Below are 16375 nucleotides of genomic sequence, written 5' to 3'. Positions count from 1 at the left end.
TGACGACAAACGATGGCAAAGCGTGGCCGGTCGGGATGCGAGGCAGGCGTACTGTGGGCGCGCTCACCTGCTCTGCGAATATGGAGCACGACGGCAACGCAGCCGTGACCTCCGCGCACCCTCGCGGCAGGCGCGGTTGAGCGCCGGCACTCCCGATCCGGGTTCGGCCAGAACCCGGTTCACGCCGTGCGGCAACCCCCACCGGGGCTAGGCGCGGCCGCCAGGAACCGGTCCGGCAGCAGCCGGGCAGGCGCACGAGTTGCGCGGCCGGGTGATCCCCCGGTGCCGACGCAGACACGACAGGGAGAGACCGATGGCAAAGGGCGACCCCGGGGGCACCACCCGCAGCAGGCGGCCTGCACCCCGCTCCAAGAAGGGCGCGGCCGGTAATCCGGAGCTGGTACAGCTGCTCACCCCGGACGGTGAGCGCATCGACAGCGCCACCGGGCCGGACGGCACCGAGTACCGCGTGGACTTCACCGACGAGGAATACCGCGGGCTTTACCGCGATCTGGTGATGGTCCGCAAGCTGGACGCCGAGGCGACCGCCCTCCAGCGCCAGGGCGAGCTGGGCCTCTGGGCCAGCCTGCTCGGCCAGGAGGCCGCCCAGGTCGGTTCCGGGCGGGCGCTGCGATCGCAGGACATGGCCTTCCCGACCTACCGGGAGCACGGCGTCCTCTACTGCCGGGGCATCGACCCGATCATGCCGCTCGGCCTGTTCCGCGGTGTCGACCAGGGCGGCTGGGACCCGAACGAGTTCAAGTTCAACATGTACACGATCGTCATCGGTGCGCAGACCCTGCACGCCACCGGTTACGCCATGGGCATCACCATGGACGGCAAGATCGGCAACGACGACGGCGAGGCCGCGATCGCCTACTTCGGCGACGGGGCCACCAGCCAGGGCGACGTGAACGAGGCGTTCGTCTGGGCAAGCGTCTTCAACGCGCCGCTGGTCTTCTTCTGCCAGAACAACCAGTACGCGATCTCCGAGCCGTTGGAACGGCAGACCCGGGTCCCGCTCTACCAGCGGGCCGCAGGCTTCGGTTTTCCCGGCGTACGGGTGGACGGCAACGACGTGCTGGCCTCCTACGCGGTGACCCGCACGGCGCTGGACAACGCCCGGCACGGGCAGGGCCCGAGCCTGATCGAGGCGTACACCTACCGGATGGGCGCGCACACCACCTCCGACGACCCGACCCGCTACCGGATCGCCAGCGAGGTCGAGTCGTGGCAGGCCAAGGACCCGATCACCCGGGTCAAGGCCTTCCTGGAGAAGCAGCAGATCGCCGACGCGGCCTTCTTCGCCGAGGTCGACGAGCAGGCCCGCCGCGAGTCGGTGCACCTGCGCGAGCGGGTGCTCAACATGCCCAACCCGGAGCCGGTGACGATGTTCGACCACGTCTACCCCAACGGCTCTCCGCTGCTCGACGAGCAGCGCGCGAAGTTCAACAGCTACATGGAGTCGTTCGAGGGGAGCGCCCACTGATGGCCACGGAGACGCTCACCATCGGCAAGGCCCTCAACACCGGCCTGCGCCGCGCCCTGGAGACCGACCCCAAGGTCATCATCATGGGCGAGGACGTCGGCAAGCTCGGCGGCGTCTTCCGGATCACCGACGGGCTGCAGAAGGACTTCGGCGACCAGCGGGTGATCGACACCCCGCTGGCCGAGTCCGGCATCATCGGCACGGCGGTCGGCCTGGCCATTCGCGGCTACCGTCCGGTCTGCGAGATCCAGTTCGACGGTTTCGTCTACCCCGCGTACGACCAGATCGTGTCGCAGGTGGCGAAGATGCACTACCGCTCGGGCGGCAAGCTCAGCATCCCCATGGTGATCCGGATTCCGTTCGGCGGTGGCATCGGCGCCGTCGAACACCACTCCGAGTCGCCGGAGGCGTACTTCGCGCACACCGCCGGTCTGAAGGTCGTGACCTGCTCCAACCCGCAGGACGCGTACGTGATGATCCAGCAGGCCATCGCCTCGGACGACCCGATCGTCTTCCTGGAGCCCAAGCGGCGCTACTGGGAGAAGGGTCAGGTCGACCTGGACGCGCCGCTGTCCGAGGCGTACCCCCTGCACTCGGCCCGGGTCGTGCGGCCCGGCACCGACGTCACGCTGCTGGCCTACGGGCCGATGGTGCGGACCTGCCTGGAGGCGGCGACCGCCGCCGCCGAGGACGGCCGGGAGCTGGAGGTCATCGACCTGCGCTCGCTCTCCCCGCTGGACCTGGGCGCCGCGTACGAGTCGGTGAAGCGCACCGGCCGCGCTGTCGTGGTGCACGAGGCGCCGTCGAACATCGGTCTCGGCGCGGAGTTGGCCGCCCGGATCACCGAGGAGTGCTTCTACTCCCTGGAGTCGCCGGTGCTGCGGGTGACCGGCTTCGACACCCCCTACCCGGCCGCCCGGGTGGAGGAGGAGTACCTGCCCGACCTCGACCGGGTGCTCGACGCCGTCGACCGCACCTTCGGCTGGTGAGCGACATGTCCCGGATCAAAACGTTCAACCTGCCCGACCTGGGCGAGGGGCTGACCGAGGGCGAGATCCTGACCTGGCTGGTCAAGGTCGGCGACACCATCGAGCTGAACCAGCCGATCGTCGAGGTGGAGACGGCGAAGGCGGCCGTGGAGATCCCGGCGAAGTGGGCCGGGCAGGTGCAGGCGATCCACCACCCGGAGGGCACCACCGTGGAGGTGGGTGCGCCGATCATCGCGATCGACACCGATCCGGGTGCCGGTCCGCTGGACGCCCCGTCGACCACGGCCACCCCCAGCGGCGACCTGCCCACCCCGTCGGCGGCTTCGCTGGCGGCGGTGGAGGTGGCACCGGCCGAGGGCATGGTGGAGCCCGGTCTGATCGGCGGTGCGGCCCCGGGTGGTCGGACCGCGGTGCTGGTCGGCTACGGCCCGCGCACGACGAGCGCGAAGCGTCGCCCCCGCAAGGGCGGCGTCCCGGCGCAGGCCGCCGCCACTGCGGCCGATCATGGAGTTGTGGTGGGCAACAAACCCACTCCAACCCCGACAACTCCGGCACCACTAGTCCATGATCGACCCAGCGCGGCGACGGGCGGTCTGGTGCTTGCCAAGCCGCCGGTGCGCAAGCTCGCCAAGGATCTCGGGGTTGACCTGAGGATGCTTTCCGGGTCGGGGCCGCTGGGCTCGATCACCCGGGAGGACGTGCAGCAGGCGGCGAACGGCGCCACGGTGGTGGCCGAGCCGATCGCGGCGACGGCCACGAGCGCCGCGAGCTTCGGCGCGGACCGCGAGCAGCGCATCCCGGTCAAGGGGGTACGCAAGCTCACCGCCGAGAACATGTCGCGCTCGGCGTTCACCGCTCCGCACGTGACGGAGTTCCTGACCGTCGACGTGACCCGGGCGATGAAGGCTCTGGAGCGGCTGCGCAACCGACGCGAGTGGCGTGACGTACGGGTCTCGCCCTTGCTGCTGGTGGCGAAGGCGGTGCTGCTGGCGGTGAAGCGTCACCCGATGGTCAACTCGACCTGGGCCGGCGACGAGATCGTGGTCAAGGAGTACGTCAACCTCGGTATCGCGGCGGCGACCGAGCGTGGCCTGATCGTGCCGAACGTCAAGGACGCCGGCCGACTCTCGCTGCGGGAGTTGGCGGACTCGCTGACCGACCTGGTGCAGACGGCCAAGTCCGGCCGTACCTCGCCGGCGGACATGTCCGGTGGCACGTTGACCATCACGAACGTCGGGGTGTTCGGGGTGGACACCGGCACGCCGATCCTGCCGCCGGGCGAGTCCGCGATCCTGGCCTTCGGCGCGGTGCGGGAGATGCCCTGGGTGCACAAGGGCAAGGTCAAGGTGCGTCAGGTGACCACGCTGGGGCTGAGCTTCGACCACCGGATCATCGACGGTGAGCTGGGCTCGAAGTTCCTGCGCGACGTCGGCGACTTCCTCGCCGACCCGGAGGCGGCGCTGCTCGCCTGGACCTGATCGTTCGTAGGGCCAGTCACGGCCGGTGTGCCACGGGTTAACGCCCGGCACATCGGCCGTGTCGTTTGGGCGACGGAACCGTCGGCCAAGGTGCCTGTTGACCTTTGATTGTTAGGTGGGTGTCCCAGCTCACCTAATAATCGATGGAATTTTACCGGCTCTTGCTGTTGAATAGATGCATCAGGGGCTGACAACCGAATAGCTAGGGGGACCCACCAATGAGCATGATCGAGCGAATCCGCAACCACCGCGACGCCAACCGCCGCGCACGTGCCATCGAGCACGCGCTGCGCTCGGCGAACTCGCCGGCGGTCCGCGAGGAGATCCTCGTCATCGCCCAGCGTCACATGAGCTGACGCTCCACGACATTCCGCACCTCCTCCAGATCGATGGCCCACCCGGCCCACCGGGTGGGCCATCGGCGTTTCCCAGCACCCACCACCGGGATTCCGCCCTGCCGCAGCGCCCGGTACGGTGGGCTTCGGTCGCCGCCCGCCGACCCGGCAGAGGCCGAGCTGACAGAAGCTGCTCGACACCGACCGGCCACGCGCAGTGACGACCAGTGCTCCTTGGACGCGCCGTGCCGCTACCCGATACCGTGCGGGGAGCCGGCACAGCGGTACGCCGGTGACGCCGGCAGCCATGCCGAGGAGACCGATCGGCACCGGCGAGCCGACATGTGATGGAGGAGGCGCACCCATGACGTCCGAGGGCCCGCACCGTCCCGGCCAAGAGCCGGACGAGGTGTCACCGGGCGCCGGCGGACCGGCGCCGTACGGCGACCGCCCGGCGCAGCCGGACAACGGCCAGAACGCCGCCGGCCCCGACCTGGGCTGGGCGCCCCCGCCGCCGACGCGGCCCAACCAGTCGACGCCGGCCTGGGCGACCCAGGCTGAGCAGCCGCCCGCCCCCGCCTGGGGTGCTGCCCCACAGCCCAACGATCCGGCGCAGCCGGCCTGGGCCGCAGGCGGTGGCACGAGCGAGCCGCCGCAGCAGCAGCCCGGCGGCTGGCCCGGCAACGACGGCGCACCAGCCCCGGCCCAGCCCGGCACGTGGGGGGCCGCGCAGCAGCAGGGTTGGACGCCGGCCGAGCAGACGTCGCCGGCACCCAACTGGACCTCCGGCGCCGCCGAGCAGCCCGAGTGGGTGCAGGCCCAGCCGGCCGCGAGGGGTGCCGCCCAGGTGCCTCCGGCCACCGCCGCCTGGCCCGCCCAGGAAGACCCGGCCCAGTCCGGCGGCTGGGGCAACGCCGCGCAGGCCAACCCGCCCGCTGGTGACTGGCGCGGTGCCGCGTCGCAGCAGCCCGAGCCGCCGCAGGCCGGCGCTTGGTCCGGTGGCGGCCAGCAGGACGACGCGGCCGGCAACGGCGGCTGGTCCGCCGGCACCGCCGCGCGTGACGACCAGCCGGTGTGGACGCCGGCCGAGCAGTCACCGCCGACCTGGGGCCAGCCCGCCGAGCCGCAGGAGCAGTCCGCCCCCGCCTGGGGGCAGGCAGCCCCGCCGAACGCCGCGCGTGGAGCAGCTCAGGTGCCGGCGCCGAGCCGGCCCGGCCAGGACGACCCGGCGCAGTCCGGCGGGTGGGCCGCACAGCAGCAGGCGCAACCCGCAGCCTGGAACGACGGCGGCGACGCACGCCAGGACCAGCCCGCGCAACCCGCCGCCTGGCAGGGCGCCGAGGGCCGTCCGCAGCAGCCCGACTGGGTGCTGGCACCCCAGGACCAGCCGACCGAGCGTCCGGAGCCGTCGGGGTGGACCCCGCCGGAGCAGAGCGGTCTGCCCGCTCGGGCCAGCGCCAGCGTGCCCGGCAACGACGGCGCGCCCGGCTGGCCTGCCAACCCGAACAACGCGGCACCGAACGCTCCCGCCGTGCCGCAGGCCGAACCGTGGGCACCCGGTGAGGTGTGGGGTCGCGCCGAGGCGGAAGCTTCCGCCCAGTCCCGCGGTGGCTGGGAAGCCGACCGCGCCGACGAGGCGCCCGCCTACCAGCCCGGGCCCGCACCGGGCATCTCGCCGGCGAACGCGGTGCCGCTGCCCCCACAGGAGCAGCGGGTGCCGGGCGCCAGCCTGGCCGCGATCCCGCCGGCCGACTACGCGCCGCCGCAGGCCCAGTTCGCCCCGATCCCCGAGCAGCCCGCGTACGCCGAGCGGGAGGCGTCGGACGCCGCCGCACAGTACGAGGCGGAGCCAGCCGGTTGGGGCCGCGCCGAGGACGCTTCCGCGAGCGGCGCGGTGGTGCCCGCCCCGCGTACCTCTCCGGAGTCCGGCGCGGGTCGTGCTGTCGTACCAGGGGCGGAGGCCGAGCCGGCGGCCGGCGTCGCCCGGGCCACGGCGAGCGCCTCGGTGCCGCTGGCCAGCCGGGTGATGCCCCCGACCGATCAGGCCGTCCGACCGGCCAGCACGGCCTCGCCGCAACCTCGGGTGTACGGGCGTCCGGCTCGACCCGAGCCGGAGAACGAGCCGGAGCCGGAGTCGTTCCAGGCCGACCCGGGAGCCGAGCGCCAGGCCGCACCCGATTGGCAGCACGATTCGCAACGGCCGGTAGCGCCTGAGTGGCAGCAGAACGACTCGCAACGCCCGGTCGTGCCGGAGTGGCAGCAGAACGACTCGCAACGGCCTGTCGTGCCCGAGTGGCAGGACGACTCGCAGCGGCAGGGCGTCCCCGGCTGGGGTGGCGAGCCCGCAGCCGACCCGCGCTTCGACGACCGGCAGCCCGCACCCAACGCGTTCGGTGAGGCACCGCCGGCGTTCCCGCCGGGCGTTCCGTCCTTCGTCGACACGCCCGGCAACAACAGGCCGGTGAACGGCAACCGGCCGCACGCCGGTGCGGAACGGCCGGCCGACCAGTTCGGCGGCCCCGGGTCGCCGGCCGCCGGCACCTCCGCGGTCAACGGCACCGCCGCCTTCGCCGGGCCGGACTTCGCTGGGCCGGGCTCCGGTGGGCCGGGCTCCGGTGGGCCGGGCTCCGGTGGCTTCGGGGGGCCGGGCTTCGGTGCCGGGCCGGCAACCGAGCCGGTGCCCGGCGGTAACTTCCCGTCGTTCCCGCCCGCGCAGCAGCCCTCGTCGTCCTGGGGGCAGGACGACGGCCAGGCGGACCAGGGCCGGTTCGACGCCTTCAAGCCGGACGCCGACGCGCCGAAGGTGGAACCCCCGGCGCCGAAGGTACGCAACGGTCGGGTGCTGGCCGCGGTCCTGATCGCCGCGGTCCTGATCCTGGCGGTGCCGCTCGGCCTGCTGATGCTGCTCGGCAAGTTCGGGGGCGACGACACTCCGGCCTTCGACCCGGCGGTCGGCACCTGTGTCAAGCAGTCCGGTCAGGGTGGCGCTTCGGCGGCGGACTGCGGCGAGGCGGACGCTTTCACGATCGTGTCGAAGGTGGACGCGAAGGAGAAGTGCACCGACACGACGCAGCCGCACGTGGTGCTGCCGGGCGACGGCACCAACCGGGTGCTCTGCCTCAAGCCGGCCGCAAAGTAACTCCACCGACGGCGGGGGCACGGGCGACCGTGACCCCGCCGTCGTCGTACCCGCCCCTGCGCCCGAGCCCGCCGCCGAACGCGCCTCACCGTCCAAGATCCGCACAAGATCGGGGATGTTGGTGTCTCCAGCGCCGGCGGTTTCAGGTGGCGGTTGCAACCAGGTGTTGGTGGAGTACCTCGGCGGGATTCTGCCAGTCGAGGGTTTGGCGTGGTCGTCCGTTGAGTTCGCGGGCGACGGCGTCGAGGTCGTCTTGGGTCCAGGTGCGGAAGTCGGTGCTGGAGCGGGGGAAGTACTGGCGCAGGAGACCGTTGGTGTTCTCGTTGCTGCCGCGTTGCCATGGGCTGTGGGGGTCGCAGAAGTAGACCTTGCAGTCGGTGGCCAGGGTGAAGATGGGGTGGTAGATCATTTCGATGCCCTGGTCCCAGGTCAGGGTTTTGCGTAGCTCGGCGGGTAGGCGGCGCATCAGGGCGGTGAGGGTGTCGATGACCTGTTCACTGACCCGCGATTCGGGCAGAGCGCCGAGCATTACGTATCGGGTGGCCCGTTCGACCAGGGTGATGATCGCGCTGGAGCCTCGGGCGCCGATGACCAGGTCGCCTTCCCAGTGCCCCGGCACGGCCCGGTCGGCGACCTCCGCCGGGCGAGTCGAGATGTGGAAGTCCCGCACCCACGGCCGGCCTCGGGCCGCGCTGGCCTGACGCGACTGCGGCCGGCGACCAGAACGCCCCGAGCGCAGCGCGACCTGCCGGGCGAGTTCTTGGCGCATCCCACCCCGGGCCTGAAAGTAGATCGCCTGGTAGATCGTCTCGTGTGACACCCACATCTCCGGCCTGTCAGGAAACTCCCGCCGCAACGACCGGGCGATCTGCTGCGGCGAGTGCCGCTGGCTCAGGCGATCCTTGACCGTCTGCCACAACGGCGGCCACGCCCGCCCCCACCTCGGACGCAACTTGCCCTCACGAGGACGCCGCGCCCGCCCGTCGGCCTTGGTCTGAGCGTTGCGGTGACAGTACTTCCACCGATACACCCCACCCCACCCCTTCGGGTAACCCACCCCCGCCACATACCCCGGAGCCGCACCATGCGGATGCCGCCGCCCCGACGGCACCCGACCCCCAGTGCCACAGTGATTACGCGACAACTCCCGCCACACCGTCGAACGATCCCGCCCAATCACCACCGCGATCTGCGGACAGTTCAGTCCCTGACCGAACAACACCTCAATCTGCGCCCGCTCCGCGCACGACAACCTCTGCCCCGGCATGACCCCTCATCCTGACGAGAATCCACCCCGTTGCAACAACCACTTGAGCCCAAGGCCTCGGAGGCAGCAACATCGGGGAACTTGCGCGGATCTTGGCTGGGGCTCGCAGGCGGGCCGACCCACGCAATCGGCTCGCCTACCGCTGGTGAGGGTGCTTGGACCGACGGGCGCGCAGGGGCACCGAGAGCAGGAACCGGGCGTACAGATCGATCACCGGCACCGCCGGCAGGTCGTTCACGGCTATCACGAACTGACCCGCCAGGTAGGTCGCCGCCGCCCACGGGTCGCTGGTCGCGATGGCAGCCCGCGCCTCGGGACACGGATAGGGCTGCGCACACACCGCGCAGTCCCACGTCGGGCGCTTCGGCCGGTGGTCGCTCACCAACGCCCACCCGTGCCGGTTCGGCGCACGTCAGCGCGACCAGGACGTATCGGCTCCACTCCTCGGCGTATCCGCATAGGCTCAACCTTGGCTGACCCGTTGGCAGGTCGGCAACCCCCTCGGTGACAAGTTGCCTACCTGTGTCACCGGATGGTCCGACAGTGCGCGTCATGGCCCTCTCGGAGGTCGCCGACTACCTCGGCGTCTCCCGTCAGCGCGCCGCGATCCTGGTTGATCGCCCAGACTTCCCGGCTCCGATCGAGACGCTGACCGTGGGCCGCATCTGGGACGCGGTCGAGGTCCGCGAGTACGCCGCGAAGCGTCGGGAACGCAACGAAGGCGGTGCGGGCTAGAAGCCACTCCGTCTGTTGTCGTCCGGGTCACGGCGATCGGGCCTGCGGGGCGTGGCAGGCTGAGGGCATGGGAACGACAGCGCGTGTACGGGCGCCCGAACTGCGGGGCCGGCAGTGGCTCAACACCGGCGGCCGGAATCTGACCTTGCAGGACCTTCGCGGCAAGATCGTGATCGCGGACTTCTGGACGTTCTGCTGCATCAACTGCCTGCACGTCCTCGACGAGTTGCGCCCGCTGGAGGAGAAGTACGGCGACGTGCTCGTCGTGATCGGCGTGCACTCGCCCAAGTTCGAGCACGAGAAGGACCCGGACGCGCTCGCCGCCGCCGTCGAGCGGTACGGAGTGCACCACCCCGTGCTCGACGATCCCGAGATGGACATGTGGCAGCAGTACGCCGCCCGGGCCTGGCCGACGTTGTCGGTGATCGACCCCGAGGGGTACGTCGTGGCCACCATGGCGGGTGAGGGGCACGCCGAAGGGCTCTCCCGGTTGATCGACGAGCTGATCGCCACCCACGAGGCCAAGGGCACCCTGCACCGGGGCGACGGGCCGTACGTTCCGCCGCCGGCACCGGAGACCGCGCTGCGCTTCCCGGGCAAGGCTGTGCAACTGCCGAACGGCAATCTGCTGGTGTCCGACTCGGCCCGGCACTCCCTGGTCGAGGTGGCACCGGACGGCGAGACGCCGGTGCGTCGGATCGGCTCGGGTGAGCGGGGCCGCGCCGACGGGCCGGCTGCCGCTGCGACGTTCTCCGAGCCGCAGGGGGTGTGCCTGCTGCCCACTCATGTCGCCGAGGTCGCCGGCTACGACCTGGTGGTGGCCGACACCGTCAACCACCTGCTGCGCGGCGTACGGCTGGAGTCCGGCGAGGTCGTGACAGTGGCCGGCAGCGGCCGGCAGTGGCGTGCCGAGGTCGACGACCACGCCCACGACGCGCTCGCCGTGGATCTCTCGTCTCCGTGGGATCTGGCCTGGTACGACGACAAGCTGATCATCGCGATGGCCGGCATCCACCAGCTCTGGTGGTTCGATCCGATCAAGCGGACCGCCGGCATGTACGCGGGCACCACCGTCGAGGCGCTGCGCGACGGCCCGCTGGCCGAGGCGTGGATGGCGCAGCCGTCCGGGCTCTCCGCCTCCGCCGACGGCACCCGGCTCTGGATCGCCGACAGTGAGACCAGCGCGGTCCGTTACATCGAGAACGGGGTGCTGGGAACTGCCGTCGGTCAGGGCCTGTTCGACTTCGGGCACGTGGACGGGCCGGCGGAGTCGGCGCTGCTCCAGCACCCGTTGGGTGTGTGCGCGTTGCCGGACGGCTCGGTGCTGATCGCGGACACGTACAACGGGGCGGTGCGCCGCTTCGACCCGGACAGCAACCAGGTCTCCACCGTCGCCGACGGATTGGCGGAACCCAGTGACCTGGTGCTCACCCCGGCCGGTGAGGTGCTGGTGGTGGAGTCCGCCGCGCACCGGTTGACGCGGCTCGCTCCGGGTGCCCTGTCGGCGGCGGGTGCCAGCACGGTGGACGGGCCCCGGCACCGCACCGAACGCAAGCCGACCGACGTCTCGGCCGGTGAGGTCACCCTGGACATCGTCTTCACCCCGGCGCCGGGGCAGAAGCTGGACGAGACGTACGGGCCGTCGACCCGGTTGGTGGTGTCCGCGTCGCCGCCGGAACTGCTGGTGGAGGGTGCCGGCACGGGCACCGAGTTGTCCCGTCGACTGGTGCTGAACGGCGAGGTCACCGCCGGGGTGTTGCAGGTGACCGCCCAGGCGGCCACCTGTGACGCGGACGTCGAACACGCGGCGTGCCACCTGACCCGGCAGGACTGGGGCGTACCGGTCCGAGTGGTCGACGGCGCGGTGACCCGACTCCCGTTGGTGCTCCGCGGCCTGGACGCGTGACGCGTGCGGAGGGGCCCGTCGGGCCCCTCCACTCACGCGAACGGTGCCAGGGACACGCCGGCGTCGATCAGGGTGGCGCGGACCAGTTCGGCGGCGGAGACGGCGCCCGGGGTGTCGCCGTGTACGCAGATCGAGTCGACCGAGCAGGGGATGACGGTGCCGTCCACCGCCACCACGACCCGTTCGACGGCCATCCGTACCGCCCGTTCGGCCACCTGCTCCGGGTCGCTGATCACGGCGCCGGGGGTGCCTCGGGGCACCAGCGCTCCGTTGGGCAGGTACGCGCGGTCGGCGAAGGCCTCGGCGACGACCGGCAGGCCCGCGCCGACGGCGAGCTGGGCCAGGGTCGAGCCGGGTAGGCAGAGGACGGGCAACTCGGGGTCGTAGCCGGTGACCGCGGCGACCACCGCCGCCGCCTGGGATTCGTCGGTGCTGGTCGCGTGGTAGAGCGCGCCGTGCGGCTTGAGGTAGCGGACCCGGGTGCCGAACAACCGGCAGAACGCGTTGAGCGCACCGAGCTGGTAGGTCACCTCGTCGCGTAGCTCCGCGAAGTCGTACGCGATGTGTCGCCGGCCGAAGCCGGCCAGGTCCCGGTAGCCGACCTGCGCGCCCACCGCGACCCCACGCCGCGCGGCGCCCTCGCAGACCCGTCGCATCGTGGACGGGTCGCCGCCGTGGAAGCCGCAGGCGACGTTGGCGGAGGTGACGAGGCTGAGCAGCGCGTCGTCGTCGCCGAGTCGCCAGATGCCGAATCCCTCGCCGAGGTCAGCGTTGAGGTCCATGGAATCTGACGGTAGTCCCTGGCCGGGCCTGCGCGAGCGGGGTCACGTCGGTGACCACCCCGACGACTGGGTATCCGCCGGTGGTCGGGTGGTCCGCCAGGAAGATCAACGGTTGCCCGTCCGCCGGCACCTGCACCGCGCCGAGCACGATGCCCTCGCTGGGCAGTTCGCCGGCGACCGCGCGGGGCAGGGGCGCACCGGCGAGTCGCGCGCCGACCCGGTTGCTCACCGGGCTGAGGGTGTACGCGGTGCCGAACAGCCGGTCGAGCGCGGTCGACGTGAACCAGTCGTCGCGCGGGCCGAGGCGCAGTGTCAACCGCAGCTCGGGCGGGGGTGTCGGGTACACGGTCAGGTCCACCGGGGCCGGTGCGCCGAAAGGCTGGCCGAGCGGCAGCCGGTCGCCGTCGCGCAGCGGGGGCGGGCCGAGCCCGGAGAGGGTGTCGGTGGCTCGACTGCCAAGCACCGGCGTCACGTCGATACCCCCCGCTACCGCCAGCCAGCTCCGTACGCCCTGTCGGGCGGGGCCGATCCGCAGCACCGTTCCGGCCGGCACTGTGAGCGGGCGTCCGGTGTCGGCGGGCCGAGCACCCGCCTGAACCGTGACCTCGGCACCGGTGAGCGCGACGGTGGTGGCCCGGGTCAGCCGCAGCGTGCAGCCGGTCAGGGTGATCTCCAGCCCGGCGGCGTGCTCGGGGTTGCCGACCAGCCGGTTGGCCAGCCGCAGGGCTGCCGGGTCGAGGGCGCCGGAACGGGGTACGCCCAGGTGCGCCCATCCGGGCCGACCCAGGTCCTGCACGGTGGTGAGCGCCCCGGCGCGGAGCACCTCGATGGTGGCCGGGTGGGTCACGTCGCCACCATCCGGACCGACGTGCCCGGGCCGAGTCGGGCCGGTGGGTCGGCGTGGACGTCGAAGAGGACCAGTTCGGTGCGGCCGACCAACTGCCAGCCACCGGGTGACGCGCCGGGGTAGATGCCGGCGTACGGGCCGGCGAGGGCGACCGAGCCGGCCGGCACCCGGGGGCGGGGTGTGGCCAGCCGGGGCAGCGCCAGCTCGGCGGGCAGCCCGGTCAGGTAGGGGAAACCGGGGGCGAATCCGCAGAACGCGACCCGGAACCGGGTGCCGGTCAGCCGGCGCAGCACGGCCGGCACGTCCACGTTCCAGTACTCGGCCACTGTCGGCAGGTCCGGCCCGTCGAAGCGGACCGGGACGACGACCTCCGGGGCGGCACGGTCGGCTGTTCTGGCAACGACGTCGAGGCCGGTGGCCCCGGCGACGGCGTCACGGTCTGCGGCCCTGGCGGCGGCTGTGGGGGCGGTGAGTCCGGCAGGACGGTTTGTCGCGGCGGCGACGTTGCCCGCCCATCGGGTCAGCTGCTCGGCCGTGGCGGTCGGGTCGGGCAGACCGTCGAGCAGGACGGTGCTGGCCGCCGGCACGATCTCGACGGCGACCAGGTCACCCTGCTCCCGGCGCCGCCACAGCTCGGCCCGCCATGCTTCGACCAGGTCGACGGGAGGTTCGCCGTCAGGCACATCGTCTGGCGCGTCGTCGTTGGTGGTGGTGGCGCAGTCGAGCAGCAGGGCGTGTGCCCCGACAGGCCGGATCCGCATCGGTTCATCTTCGCCGATGGCCCGGGGTAACGGTGTTCACGATGACGGTGCCAGGCGTCACCGACGCGACTACTTGAAAGTAACCTACGGTGCCGTAACCTAATGTCGTGACCACCTCCGCCCCGCTTCGCCTGAAGCCGGTCGACATCGGTAAGCCCCGGATGCGCGGCTGGCTACACACGTACGCCTTCTTCGTCGCCCTGGTCTGCGGCATCGTGCTCTGCTCGATCGCCGCCACCCGACCGGGGTGGGCACCCCTGGTGAGCTGCCTCATCTACAGCCTGACGGTCTGCGGACTCTTCGGCACGAGCGCGCTGTACCACCGCCGGGTGTGGTCGGAGCGCGGCTACCAGGTGATGCGGCGGATGGATCACTCGATGATCTTCGTGTTCATCGCCGGTACGTACACACCGTTCTGCGTGATGCTGCTCGCGCCCCGGCCGGCCACCGTGATGCTGGCCCTGGTCTGGGGTGGGGCGCTGGCCGGCGTGGCCCTCAAGGTGGTCTGGCCGCACGCGCCGCGCTGGGTGTCCGCACCGCTCTACCTGGCGCTGGGCTGGGTGTCGGTGGCCATGCTGCCGGAGATCCTGCACGGCGGTGGAGTCGCGGCGCTGGTGCTGCTGACCGTCGGCGGCGCGATCTACAGCGTCGGCGCGGTCTTCTACGCGTTGCGACGGCCCAATCCGTGGCCGACAGTCTTCGGTCACCACGAGTTCTTCCACGCCTGCACGCTGCTGGCGGCGCTCTGCCACCACATCGCGATCTACTTCGCGCTGTTCGCCTGACTAAAGACGGCGGAGGCGCAAGCGCCAGGCGACCACACACCAGCAACGCCTCTCGGCGAGCAACACCACGGCCGCAGCCACATGATCGTGCTCGATCAAGGATGTAGTGGCCTCGATCGCACCCCGAAGGCACTCCTTCCTGGATCGAGCACGATCATGGTGGCTGCGGCATCGGGCAGACCTCAAGATCCGCGCAACTTCGGTGAAACTGCTGCCTCAACGCGCCCCCACACAGCAACTTCACCGAAAGTGTGCGGATCTTGGGCGGCGCGGCGCGGCAGGCGCGGCGCGGCAGGGCGCGGCGCGGCAGGGCGCGGCGCGGCAGGGGCGGCGCGGCAGGGCGCGGCGCGGCGCGGCAGGGGGCGGAGTGAAAGCGAGCCGGGGCCCCGCGACGCTGCGGGACCCCGGAGTGCGCGAGCGAGGATCAGACCGGGTGGCCCGGGCGGCGAACCTCGCGGTACTCCCGCATGACCTGGTCGTCCTGGACCGGCACGACCCGGTCGGCCACGACGCGCTCCTCGCGCACCGGGGCGGCGACCACCGTGCGGCGGCGGCTGTTCCAGAAGTAGAGGGTGGCGAGCAGGCCGGCGACACCGGCCAGCATCAGCACCCAGCCGACCACGGACAGGTTCAACCAGCCCAGGTCGGCCTCCACGGCGAATGCGAAGATCGCGCCGAGCGCGATCAAGAAGATGCTGCCACCAATGCCCATGTCTCGCTCCTCGGCTCTAACCTGGCGTACGACGCGCCGCGGCCGTCGGTAGGGGTGCGGCAGGCATTGACTTACCCAGGCACGGAGATCGCCAATCGGGCAAGCTGGGGGCATGACGGACGCCGACCCCGACACACGGACACTGGTCCTGCTGCGGCACGCCAAGGCCGAGCAGGGTAGCGACGCGGCGGACGACGCCGAACGCCCGCTCAGCGCACGTGGAGAGTCGGACGCGGCTGCGGCGGGTGCCTGGTTGGCGCGCAACGGCCTGCTGCCCGACGTGGTGATCTGCTCGACCGCCAGACGCACCCGCCAGACCTGGCACGGGGTGGCGATGGGCATGACCGGTTCACCGCCGGAGGGTGGTCCGACCGGTCCTCGACCGACTGTCCGTTACGAGCCCGGTGCCTACGACGCCCACCCGGAGGAGTTGTTGGCGCTGGTCCGCACTGTCGACCCGGCGGCCCGGACCGCACTATTAATTGCCCACAACCCGGGCATTTCCCTACTCTCGGCCCTCCTCGATCCGGACGGGGCAGCCGAGGAGGGTCTGCGTACCGCCGAACTGGCTGTGCATCGTGGCCGATTCGACTGGGCGGGGCTGAGCCGGGCAGGAGCCCTGATCACTGCGGGGCACACCGCACGCGACTGAGCCACCCGCCGGTGGCCGGCGGGTGGCTCAGGGGTACGCGCCCAGGCCGTACTCAGGACGGCGGGGCGGTTGGTGGCGGCGGGTCTGGCGGCGGCGGCATCATCGCGGTCGGATGAGAGAGCCGGTTCTCCTCCACGATGAGGGTCCGGGCCCGCTTACGCCGGTCCTGCCAGAACCAGAGCGTGGTCAGCAGTACGGCCAGCCCGGCCAGGATGAAGACCCAGCCGACCGCCCGTACGTCGATCCACCAGACGTTGGCTCTCAGCGCGAAGGTCAGGATCGCGCCGATCGCGATGAGAAAGATGCCGCTTCCTACACCCATATGCGCTGCACTCCCCCGTGCGGTGGCTCTGGGCGTTCCCTTTCGAGGTCACGCGACGGTTACCCGTCACGGCGCCGGCATACCCGGCCGGGCTGGCCCAATGCGTGCCCACGTTGCCCGCGGCGTCAGCCGCCGGTGTGACACGGCGATGAACGCCACCGCCAGGGGCGTCCGTC

General features: G+C 71.7%; 16 protein-coding genes. 9 read left to right on the top strand and 7 right to left on the bottom strand.

Annotated elements, in window-relative coordinates; genetic code table 11:
* Nucleotides 1-313: 313 nt before the first annotated feature.
* From pdhA to O7631_RS05715, 5 genes are all read left to right on the top strand, one after another.
* Nucleotides 314-1489 carry a pyruvate dehydrogenase (acetyl-transferring) E1 component subunit alpha gene (gene pdhA, locus O7631_RS05735; RefSeq protein ID WP_278143322.1) on the top strand — a complete coding sequence of 392 codons (1176 nt, stop codon included), beginning with the start codon at nucleotides 314-316 and terminating at the stop codon, nucleotides 1487-1489.
* The gene (locus O7631_RS05730) at nucleotides 1489-2478 is read left to right on the top strand and encodes an alpha-ketoacid dehydrogenase subunit beta (RefSeq protein ID WP_278143321.1); all 990 of its coding nucleotides are present in this window, start codon (nucleotides 1489-1491) and stop codon (nucleotides 2476-2478) included. Before pdhA ends, O7631_RS05730 begins: the two co-directional genes overlap by 1 nt.
* Nucleotides 2475-3956, top strand: a complete 1482-nt coding sequence (locus tag O7631_RS05725; RefSeq protein WP_278143320.1) for a dihydrolipoamide acetyltransferase family protein — start codon at nucleotides 2475-2477, stop codon at nucleotides 3954-3956. The genes O7631_RS05730 and O7631_RS05725 overlap by 4 nt, the downstream gene beginning before the upstream one ends.
* 218 nt (nucleotides 3957-4174) lie before the next feature.
* Nucleotides 4175-4312, top strand: a complete 138-nt coding sequence (locus O7631_RS05720; RefSeq protein ID WP_167393602.1) for a hypothetical protein — start codon at nucleotides 4175-4177, stop codon at nucleotides 4310-4312.
* Nucleotides 4313-4655: 343 nt separating this feature from the next.
* A complete protein-coding gene (locus tag O7631_RS05715) occupies nucleotides 4656-7430 on the top strand; it encodes a hypothetical protein (protein ID WP_278143319.1) in 2775 nt (924 codons plus the stop codon).
* A 142-nt stretch (nucleotides 7431-7572) separates the two neighbouring features.
* Here the strand turns inward: O7631_RS05715 and O7631_RS05710 are convergent, their stop codons facing one another.
* On the bottom strand, nucleotides 7573-8697 hold the full coding sequence (locus O7631_RS05710; RefSeq protein WP_278143318.1) for an IS30 family transposase: 1125 nt from the start codon (nucleotides 8695-8697) through the stop codon (nucleotides 7573-7575).
* 136 nt (nucleotides 8698-8833) lie between these two features.
* Nucleotides 8834-9079, bottom strand: a complete 246-nt coding sequence (locus O7631_RS05705; protein ID WP_278143317.1) for a hypothetical protein — start codon at nucleotides 9077-9079, stop codon at nucleotides 8834-8836.
* A gap of 170 nt (nucleotides 9080-9249) precedes the next feature.
* On the opposite strand from O7631_RS05705, the gene O7631_RS05700 reads away from it, so the two are divergent.
* Together O7631_RS05700 and O7631_RS05695 are read left to right on the top strand one after the other, a co-directional pair.
* The gene (locus O7631_RS05700; RefSeq protein WP_278143316.1) at nucleotides 9250-9432 is read left to right on the top strand and encodes a hypothetical protein; all 183 of its coding nucleotides are present in this window, start codon (nucleotides 9250-9252) and stop codon (nucleotides 9430-9432) included.
* Between the two features lie 67 nt (nucleotides 9433-9499).
* Complete coding sequence (locus O7631_RS05695; protein WP_278143315.1) at nucleotides 9500-11338, top strand: NHL domain-containing thioredoxin family protein; 1839 nt, start codon at nucleotides 9500-9502, stop codon at nucleotides 11336-11338.
* A gap of 32 nt (nucleotides 11339-11370) precedes the next feature.
* On the opposite strand, the gene O7631_RS05690 is transcribed toward O7631_RS05695, so the two are convergent.
* From O7631_RS05690 to O7631_RS05680, 3 genes are read right to left on the bottom strand one after another with little or no spacing between them, the layout of a single operon-like run.
* A complete protein-coding gene (locus O7631_RS05690) occupies nucleotides 11371-12120 on the bottom strand; it encodes a 5-oxoprolinase subunit PxpA (RefSeq protein ID WP_278143314.1) in 750 nt (249 codons plus the stop codon).
* On the bottom strand, nucleotides 12104-12967 hold the full coding sequence (locus O7631_RS05685) for a biotin-dependent carboxyltransferase family protein (RefSeq protein ID WP_278143313.1): 864 nt from the start codon (nucleotides 12965-12967) through the stop codon (nucleotides 12104-12106). Before O7631_RS05685 ends, O7631_RS05690 begins: the two co-directional genes overlap by 17 nt.
* Nucleotides 12964-13728, bottom strand: a complete 765-nt coding sequence (locus O7631_RS05680) for an allophanate hydrolase subunit 1 (RefSeq protein WP_278143312.1) — start codon at nucleotides 13726-13728, stop codon at nucleotides 12964-12966. Before O7631_RS05680 ends, O7631_RS05685 begins: the two co-directional genes overlap by 4 nt.
* A gap of 107 nt (nucleotides 13729-13835) precedes the next feature.
* Between O7631_RS05680 and O7631_RS05675 the strand changes: the two genes are divergently transcribed.
* Nucleotides 13836-14513 (top strand): hemolysin III family protein, encoded by a 678-nt coding sequence (locus tag O7631_RS05675; RefSeq protein WP_278143311.1) that lies wholly within the window; start codon nucleotides 13836-13838, stop codon nucleotides 14511-14513.
* Between the two features lie 424 nt (nucleotides 14514-14937).
* On the opposite strand, the gene O7631_RS05670 is transcribed toward O7631_RS05675, so the two are convergent.
* Entirely contained in the window at nucleotides 14938-15225 is a 288-nt protein-coding gene (locus O7631_RS05670; protein ID WP_088986955.1) for a DUF6458 family protein, read from the bottom strand.
* A 112-nt stretch (nucleotides 15226-15337) separates the two neighbouring features.
* Between O7631_RS05670 and O7631_RS05665 the strand changes: the two genes are divergently transcribed.
* Nucleotides 15338-15877, top strand: a complete 540-nt coding sequence (locus O7631_RS05665) for a histidine phosphatase family protein (RefSeq protein WP_278143310.1) — start codon at nucleotides 15338-15340, stop codon at nucleotides 15875-15877.
* Nucleotides 15878-15929: 52 nt separating this feature from the next.
* Here O7631_RS05665 and O7631_RS05660 read toward each other — a convergent pair whose 3' ends face one another.
* Entirely contained in the window at nucleotides 15930-16199 is a 270-nt protein-coding gene (locus O7631_RS05660; protein ID WP_030332052.1) for a DUF6458 family protein, read from the bottom strand.
* Nucleotides 16200-16375: the final 176 nt, after the last annotated feature.

This window comes from Micromonospora sp. WMMD967 (assembly GCF_029626165.1).
In the GTDB taxonomy this organism is placed as follows: Bacteria; Actinomycetota; Actinomycetes; order Mycobacteriales; family Micromonosporaceae; genus Micromonospora; species Micromonospora taraxaci.
Note: the sequence above shows the minus strand (reverse complement) of the source record. Positions and strands in the feature narration are given on the sequence as shown.

Excerpts from the sequence above, each read along its gene's own strand:
- O7631_RS05700 (WP_278143316.1), top strand. The coding sequence starts at position 9,250 with ATGGCCCTCTCGGAGGTCGCCGACTACCTCGGCGTCTCCCGTCAGCGC.
- O7631_RS05680 (WP_278143312.1), bottom strand. The coding sequence starts at position 13,728 with ATGCGGATCCGGCCTGTCGGGGCACACGCCCTGCTGCTCGACTGCGCC.
- O7631_RS05730 (WP_278143321.1), top strand. The coding sequence starts at position 1,489 with ATGGCCACGGAGACGCTCACCATCGGCAAGGCCCTCAACACCGGCCTG.
- O7631_RS05695 (WP_278143315.1), top strand. The coding sequence starts at position 9,500 with ATGGGAACGACAGCGCGTGTACGGGCGCCCGAACTGCGGGGCCGGCAG.
- pdhA (WP_278143322.1), top strand. The coding sequence starts at position 314 with ATGGCAAAGGGCGACCCCGGGGGCACCACCCGCAGCAGGCGGCCTGCA.
- O7631_RS05710 (WP_278143318.1), bottom strand. The coding sequence starts at position 8,697 with ATGCCGGGGCAGAGGTTGTCGTGCGCGGAGCGGGCGCAGATTGAGGTG.
- O7631_RS05665 (WP_278143310.1), top strand. The coding sequence starts at position 15,338 with ATGACGGACGCCGACCCCGACACACGGACACTGGTCCTGCTGCGGCAC.
- O7631_RS05670 (WP_088986955.1), bottom strand. The coding sequence starts at position 15,225 with ATGGGCATTGGTGGCAGCATCTTCTTGATCGCGCTCGGCGCGATCTTC.
- O7631_RS05660 (WP_030332052.1), bottom strand. The coding sequence starts at position 16,199 with ATGGGTGTAGGAAGCGGCATCTTTCTCATCGCGATCGGCGCGATCCTG.
- O7631_RS05715 (WP_278143319.1), top strand. The coding sequence starts at position 4,656 with ATGACGTCCGAGGGCCCGCACCGTCCCGGCCAAGAGCCGGACGAGGTG.
- O7631_RS05690 (WP_278143314.1), bottom strand. The coding sequence starts at position 12,120 with ATGGACCTCAACGCTGACCTCGGCGAGGGATTCGGCATCTGGCGACTC.
- O7631_RS05720 (WP_167393602.1), top strand. The coding sequence starts at position 4,175 with ATGAGCATGATCGAGCGAATCCGCAACCACCGCGACGCCAACCGCCGC.